The 7,095-nt window shown below is 72.8% G+C and carries 6 protein-coding genes; 3 read left to right on the top strand and 3 right to left on the bottom strand.

The window, feature by feature from the left end:
- Positions 1–204: YcaO-like family protein (locus GWI24_RS37405; protein ID WP_210950496.1), on the top strand; the 204-nt coding region annotated here is incomplete at its 5' end.
- 138 nt (positions 205–342) lie between these two features.
- Positions 343–1,563, top strand: a complete 1,221-nt coding sequence (locus GWI24_RS37400; protein ID WP_247617425.1) for a sensor histidine kinase — start codon at positions 343–345, stop codon at positions 1,561–1,563.
- Between the two features lie 101 nt (positions 1,564–1,664).
- Here the strand turns inward: GWI24_RS37400 and GWI24_RS37395 are convergent, their stop codons facing one another.
- From GWI24_RS37395 to GWI24_RS37385, 3 genes are all read right to left on the bottom strand, one after another.
- Positions 1,665–2,270: a DNA-binding response regulator gene (locus GWI24_RS37395; protein WP_037953161.1), complete on the bottom strand. Its 606-nt coding sequence runs from the start codon at positions 2,268–2,270 to the stop codon at positions 1,665–1,667.
- Positions 2,271–2,410: 140 nt separating this feature from the next.
- Positions 2,411–4,054, bottom strand: a complete 1,644-nt coding sequence (locus tag GWI24_RS37390) for an AMP-binding protein (RefSeq protein WP_210950494.1) — start codon at positions 4,052–4,054, stop codon at positions 2,411–2,413.
- A gap of 190 nt (positions 4,055–4,244) precedes the next feature.
- Entirely contained in the window at positions 4,245–5,510 is a 1,266-nt protein-coding gene (locus GWI24_RS37385; protein ID WP_210950493.1) for a M6 family metalloprotease domain-containing protein, read from the bottom strand.
- Between the two features lie 312 nt (positions 5,511–5,822).
- On the opposite strand from GWI24_RS37385, the gene GWI24_RS37380 reads away from it, so the two are divergent.
- Positions 5,823–7,095 (top strand): diguanylate cyclase domain-containing protein (locus tag GWI24_RS37380; RefSeq protein ID WP_374103387.1); only part of this gene is annotated, 1,273 nt, incomplete at its 3' end.

Genomic DNA, 7,095 nt, shown 5'->3' with positions numbered 1-7,095 from the left:
CGCGAGCGCGGGATGGAACTGCTGGTGCTGGACCAGACCCGGCCGGATGTGGGGCTGCCGGTGGCCAAGGTGCTGGTGCCCGGAATGCGCCCGCACTGGGCCCGGTTCGCGCCCGGTCGGCTCTTCGACGCCCCCGTGGCACTCGGCCGGCTGCCGGGGCCCACGCCCTACGCGGACCTCAACCCGATTCCGTTTTTCCTGTGATCCCCCGTGATAACGGGTAACTCTGCGTACACCATGAGCCTTCCACAGGGCCTCTCCACCCCAGGTGAAGATCGGATACTCTCGGGCAAGCCACCCAATCCGGCCCGACCATCCGGAGGACGAGTGCAGGGGAGTCTCTTGCCCGACGATGCCGGGAACCATCCACCGCGCCACCAGGACGGTCTGGCGCCGCGTCTGGCCGTGGTCATCACGGTCCTCGTGCTGGTGGGGTACTTCGCCGTGGCCGTCACCTACGTGGTCGACGGCAATCGTTCGGGCAGATCGGTCGACGCGGCGATGCTCGGTCTTGCGCTGCTGCCGATGACCGTGCTGCTCTGCCTCCAGATGCTGCACTCCTTCCCCGGCCTCGCGCCCCGGCTCAGCGGTGCGCGGCGCTGGACGCTGGCGCTCCAGGCGGTGCTGACCTTCGCCCCCTTCGCCATCTTCAAGCACGCCTGGCTGGGCATGCCGGGCTTCCTGGCCGGCTCCTCGCTGCTGGTGCTGGTCCCGGCGCTGGCGTGGCCCGCGTTCGCGGCCATCCTGCTGTGCACGGACGTGCTGCTGTTCCAGGTGGGCTTCGGCTGGGGTCAGGTCGCGTACACCACGGTCTCCACCGCGTTGACCGGGCTGGTGGTCTTCGGGCTCTCGCGGCTGTCCGGGCTGGTCGCCGAGGTGTCCCGGTCCCGGGCGGAGCTGGCCCGGCTGGCGGTCGCCCAGGAGCGGCTGCGGTTCTCCCGGGATGTGCACGATCTGCTGGGCTACAGCCTGTCCACGATCACCCTCAAATGCGAGCTGGTGCACCGGCTGGTGCCCCGGCAGAACTCCCGCGCGCAGCAGGAGCTCTCGGAGATCCTGCAGACCTCCCGTCAGGCCCTCGCCGACGTACGGGCGGTGGCCAGCGGCTATCGCAAGATGTCGCTGTCGGCGGAGGCGGCGACGGCCCGTTCGATGCTGGCCGCGGCGGGCATCAGCGCCACGGCCGAGATCGACTGCGGACCGCTGCCGGAGCTGGCGGACACGGTGCTGGCGAGCGTGTTGCGCGAGGGGCTGACCAATGTGCTGCGCCACAGCAAGGCCGACCACTGCGCGGTCGAGGCGCGGCGCAGTGGGCACCGGGTGTCGCTGACCCTCGTCAACGACGGGGTGGGCCGGCCGTCCACGATCCTGCGCGCCGACAGCTCGGACGGCGGCAGCGGCATCGGCAACCTCCGGGTGCGGGTGGAGAACCTCGGCGGGCGGCTGCGCGCGGGCGTACGGTCGGACGGCTGGTTCGAGTTACGGGCGGAACTGGATGTGTCCGTGGACGCGCCGCCGCGGAGCGGCCGGGAGTACGGCCCAGGGCCGACCGTGACGGCGTAACGGGGCCCAACGGCGTAGCGGCCCCTGACGGCGTAACGGCCCCTGACGGCGTAACGGAAGCCTGACGGCCTGACCAGCACGCGGGGACGCCGTACGCCGTCTTACAGCCAGCCCGCCTCGCGGGCGATCCGGATGGCGTCCACCCGATTGCGGGCGTCCAGCTTGGTCACGGCGGACGTCAGATAATTGCGCACCGTGCCCACCGACAGAAACAGCTTGGCCGCGATCTGCCCGGAGTCCTCGCCCTTCGCGGCGAACCGCAGGACCTCCAGCTCACGCGGGGTCAGCGGCTGCGGACCGTCGTCCAGGGCGGCCAGCGCGAGCTGGGGATCGATCACCCGCTCGCCCTTGGCGACGGCGCGGATGGCGTCGCTCAGCTTCTCCGGGCTGCTGTCCTTCAGCAGAAAGCCGGAGACATGGGCGGCCAGCGCCCGGCGCAGATTTCCGGGGCGGCCGAGGCTGGTGAGCATCATGGTGCGGCATTCGGGGACGGCGGTGCTCAATTCGGCCGCGGCGGTGAGCCCGTCCACGCCCGGCAGATCGATGTCGAGCACGGCGACGTCCGGGCGGAGTTCACGGGCGCGCGGCAGGATCTCGGCGCCGTTGGAGAATTCGGCCACCACATCGATATCCGGTTCGAATTCCAGCAGGGCGACCAGTGCCTTGCGCAACATATGCATGTCTTCCGCGATCAGCACCCTGACCATGCCGCCCCCTGTTTTCCCCGCCCGGCCTCACCCCGCATGGCGATTATTCCCCCGCCCTCTCAGTCATTCCATCGATTCGCGGGGAAATACGCCCGTCGAACGCCTATCCCGTAGCGCGAACGCGACCGCGCGCCCCCTATTCACGCCGCACCACCCCGGCAGGGCTCACCGACTCCCGGTCCGAACTCGGCGTGCAGCGCGCGCACTTCACCCCGGAGATAGCGCTCGCGCAGCAGGGCGCGCCGGATCTTGGCGGTTCCCGTCCCGCGCACGGTGCCGGGGCGCACCAGCAGCAGCGCGCCGGTCTCGACCCCGAACTCCTCCGCGATCAGCGCGCGGATCCGGGCTGCCAGCCGGGGCAGCCCGGTGCGTGCCCCGCCCGCCGTACGGACGACCTCCTGGACGACCACCAGCGCCCCCGCGCCGGGCCCCGCGCAGAACACCCGGGCCGACCCCAGCGCCTTGGCGCAGCCCAGCAGTTCGCGCTCCACGTCCTGGGGGTGGAGGGTGCGGCCGTCCACCAGGAGGGCGTCGCGGACCCGGCCGGTCATCCGGAGCCGGCCGTTGACCGTAAGGCCGAGATCGCCGGTGCGCAGGAAGCCGCCAGGACCTTCGGCGACCCGGGCGGCGAACAGCAGTGCGGTGTCCGACGGACGGCCCCAGTGGCCGGTGGCGACGGCGGGGCCGCGCACCCAGATCTCCCCGGGCGCCCCGTCCGGCAGCCGGCGCCCGGTCAGCGGGTCCACGACGGCGAAGTCCGCGCCCGGCACCGGTGCGCGCCCCGTGGCCAGCGGCACCGGCGCCCCCTCGGCCGGGACGTACCCGGCCACCAGGGTGCCCGGGCGCAGGCCCAGCGGGGCGCAGCGGTGGGGGAAGGCGGCCATGGTCCCGGCCGAGACCGGCTCCCCGGCGTTCAGCGCGGTCCGCCAGCGGGAGAGGTCGAGCCCGGCCGGTGGCTCGTCGTCGAGGAGGGCGGCGCAGCGGGCGTGGAGGATGTCGGGCGCGAGGGTTTCGGTGATGCCGTGGCGGCTGATGGCGCGCAGCCAGCCGAGCGGATCGGTGCGGTACGGCTCCGCCGGAAGTGTCACGGCGGTGGCGCCCAGCCATAAGGGGTGCAGCACCTGCCCGATCAGCCCGGGGGTGTGGCAGCGGGGCAGCCAGCCGCCGATCCGGGAGCGGCGGTCGGTGCCGAGCGTCCGCCGCAGCCCGGCCATGGCCGCCGTAAGGTTGCCATGCGTCAGCAGGGCGCCGCGGGGGGCGGTTGCGGGCCCGGAGTCGTAGGCGAGCAGCGCGAGGCTGTCGGCGGTGGTGCGGAGGGGTTGCCGGGGCGTGTCGGCGCTCGCGTCGGGGCGGAGTCCGTCGACGGCGAGGCAGGTCAGACCGGCGCGGCCGATTCGGGAGAGCCGGCGGGAGGTCTCGGTGGCGTGGGCGGTCTCGGTGAGGACGAGGTCCACGGCGGCGTCCCGGACGATCGAGGCGGTGCGCTCGGCATCGGTCCGGGAGACGGACGGCGCGGGCACGGGCACCGCGACGGCCCCCGCGTACAGACAGCCGAGCAGCGCCACCGCGGCGCACGGACCGGGGTCCATGGCGAGCAGCACCCGGCGGCCGGTGGCGTCGCGGGCGCGTAGCCAGGCGGCCACGGCGTCGGCGCGGGCGTCGAGCGCGGCGTAGGACACGTGGTGTTCGGTGCCATCGGGGGCGGGGTGGGCGAGCGCCGTGCCGTCGGGGCACCGGAGGGCCCGTTCCTTCAGGGCCTCGGCCAGATTCGCGTATCGCGGCATTCTCAACTCCCGGGCGCCCGACGTCGAAAAGGGGCCCACAGTCTCGAAGCGCAACCTCGAAGCCGACTTGATCAACGGTTAGGAGCGCGCCCCGGACCTCGGCGGGGGTCCGTCAGCGGCCCGACCTGCTTCATCGGCGCGGGTCCGGCAGCGGCCCGCGGGGCCGTCGCGGTCCCGTCATCAGCCGTCATCAGCGCGCCCGGCGGTTGACCCGGACGGTCCAGCCCCCGTCGGCGGCGCGGCCCGCCACCGTGATCCGTACGGAGTCCTCCTTGACCGACATGGTGTCCCCGACGCCGAGCGGGGCGTCGGCGAGTTCGGGGTAGACCGACTCGTTCCAGCAGGCGGAGGTGGCGGGGTGGCCGTCCAGCACCTGGACGGGGCCGTCGCCCGACGCCTTGTCGTTGCGGACGCGGTAGACCAGCACGCCCTCGGTGCAGGTGCCCGCGTCGTTGCCGCTGCCGCCGCGCGCCTCGATGGCCAGCGCGGTGGTGGGCCCGGTGCGGACCACGACCAGCCGGGTGCGGGTGTCGGGGCCGGACCGGCCGCGCGCCATGGGGGCGGCGAGCGGCTGGAGGGTGTATCGGCGCGGCCCGGTGGCGCGGTCGCAGGCCACCTGGCGCGCGCCGAGCCAGCCGAGCTTCCACTTGTGCCAGCCGAACGGATCGGGTGCCATGCCGAACTGGCTTCCCATCAGGTCCCAGTCGCCGACGTAGGTGTCCCATTCGGCGTTGCCGTCGGTGTCCTTCGGCCGGTGGTAGAGGTCGGGCAGGTCGAAGACGTGCCCGGTCTCATGGGCCAGCACATTGCGGTCCGGCGGATGGTGCTCGAAAACGGTGACCAGGCGGCGCAGATCGACACCGTCCGCGCGCAGTGGCTTTTCGAAGTTGACCACTTTCGTCGCGTCGGCGTCCACACCGGGGGCGTCGGGGTCGGCGACCAGATAGACGAGGTCGTAGCGGGCGAAGTCGAGGTGCGGATCGGCGGCCGCGATGGCGTCGCGCAGATAGGCCGCGCGGCGCTGGGCGTTCCAGTCGCGCTGTATGGCGTACGCGGTGGAGCGCTGGGGCATGGCGATCCAGCGCCGCAGCGGATGCACGCGTAAGCCGAACTTCCCGTAGGAGGCCCGTTTGAAGAAATTGGGGGTCGCGGGGATGTGGTCGGCGGCCAGCTGGGCGGGGGTCACCCGGGGCCGGGCGTCCGGGAAGGACAGGAAGACCATTGCCGCGTCCAGGCGGCGTACCGGGCGCGGATAGCGGGAGTTCCAGGTGTCCACGCCCTCCGAGTGGTGGGCATCGGTGCGTTCCAGGTCACAGGGCCCGCCGGGGCCGGCCGCGACGGCGGGGCCCGCCACCACGGTGGTCGCGATGAGCGCGCTCAGCGAGGTGAGCAGGGCTCCGGTCCGACGCAGCCGAGGCTGCCGGTGCACCCCCTCGGGTACCTGAGGACGCACCATGTCGACCTCCCGGGCATAGTCGGAACACCCACTCCACCCTGAGGTGAATTGGCGGGGTACGCCCTGTTGGGTTGGGCTGGTCGAGTGAAGAGGCCGCGATCCGGGTACGTAACAGACGGTCACAATCGGTCAGAGCGGCTGTTGGCCCGCGCAGAGTCGGACAGATACGACCAAACACATTGTCAAGGCGGCGGTGAGCGCGATGACATCGATGGAACGCCCGGAGTACGAGCCCCTATGATCGGCACCTTTCCAACGGGGAATCCCCCTTCAGGCAGGCACTTACGGTCGGCCCGGCACCCGGTGTGAGACATGCACAAGATGTGTACGAACAACCTGGACACAACAAACGCCACACGGGAGCGAGCGGTGAGCGGAACACCCGACGGGCAGGGACGCGCCCCGGGCGCGACACTGCCGACGATCACAGAGCGTGAGGCTATGCCGAGCGTCCTTCCGGTCGCGGAGGACCCCGGCGCACCCCGTCCGGCCCCCGGCGCGCCGTCGGTCCTGGGCACGCCCCCGGCCCCCGGCACGCCCCCGGGCGCGGGGCACCCAACGGGGCATACCACCGGGCCCACGGCGGGGCATACCACCGGGCCCACCACCGGGCATACCACCGGTCCCACGACCGGCCCGGCGCCCGGCGACTACCGCGCCGCCTTCAATGTGGCGCGCCTCGCCATGGCCGTCGTCGACCGCGAGGGCAGGGTGCTCGACGCCAACCCCGCGCTCGGCGCCCTGCTCGGTACCGATCCGGCCCTGCTGATCACCCGCAGCGCGGCGGACCTGGCCGAGCTGCGGGAGGATCCGCGCACCTGGCGGGAGTACCTGGACGTCCTCGGCGGCCGTGCCGCGCGGCTGCGCCGCACCCGGCGGCTGCGGCGCGGCGACGGCCATGCCCTGTGGGCCGAGATCACCGTCGAGCCCGCGCCGGACAGCTGCAGTCTGCTGCTGTCGATGGCCGACATCAGCGACCAGCGGGACCTCCAGGGGCGGCTGCGTCATCTGCAGATGCACGACCCGGTGACCCGGCTGCCCAACCGCAGCCTCTTCTTCGAGCGGATGACCAGGGCGCTGGAGGCGGCCACCTACGACCACGGGGGCACTGGCCGGATCGGTCTCTGCTATCTCGACCTGGACGGCTTCAAGGCGGTCAACGACACCCTCGGCCACCGGGTCGGCGACCGGCTGCTCGGCGCGGTCGCCCAGCGGCTCACCGACTGCGCGGCGCCCGGTGGCCATCTGGTGGCGCGGCTCGGCGGGGACGAGTTCGCCCTGCTGGTCCGCAACTCCACCGGCACCGAGCAGCTGTGCGACCTCGCCCGGACAGTGCTGGCCACCCTGCAGGAGCCGTTCGACGTGGGCGGACAGCGGCTGTCGGTGTCGGCGAGCATCGGCGTGGTGGAGCGGCCCGCGGCCGGCACCCACACCACCTGGCTGATGCAGGCCGCGGACACCACGCTGTACTGGGCGAAGGAGGACGGCAAGGCGCGCTGGACCCTCTTCGACCCGGAGCGCAACGCCCATCGGATGACCCGGCAGGCGCTGTCCAGCACGCTGCGTCCGGCGGTCGAGCGGGACG

The organism is Streptomyces sp. MK37H, from assembly GCF_018035285.1.
GTDB lineage: Bacteria > Actinomycetota > Actinomycetes > Streptomycetales > Streptomycetaceae > Streptomyces > Streptomyces endocoffeicus.
The sequence above is the reverse complement of the archived record's forward strand: the minus strand, read 5'-3'. Positions and strand labels throughout refer to the sequence as shown.

Excerpts from the sequence above, each read along its gene's own strand:
- GWI24_RS37395 (WP_037953161.1), bottom strand. The coding sequence starts at position 2,270 with ATGGTCAGGGTGCTGATCGCGGAAGACATGCATATGTTGCGCAAGGCA.
- GWI24_RS37385 (WP_210950493.1), bottom strand. The coding sequence starts at position 5,510 with ATGGTGCGTCCTCAGGTACCCGAGGGGGTGCACCGGCAGCCTCGGCTG.
- GWI24_RS37390 (WP_210950494.1), bottom strand. The coding sequence starts at position 4,054 with ATGCCGCGATACGCGAATCTGGCCGAGGCCCTGAAGGAACGGGCCCTC.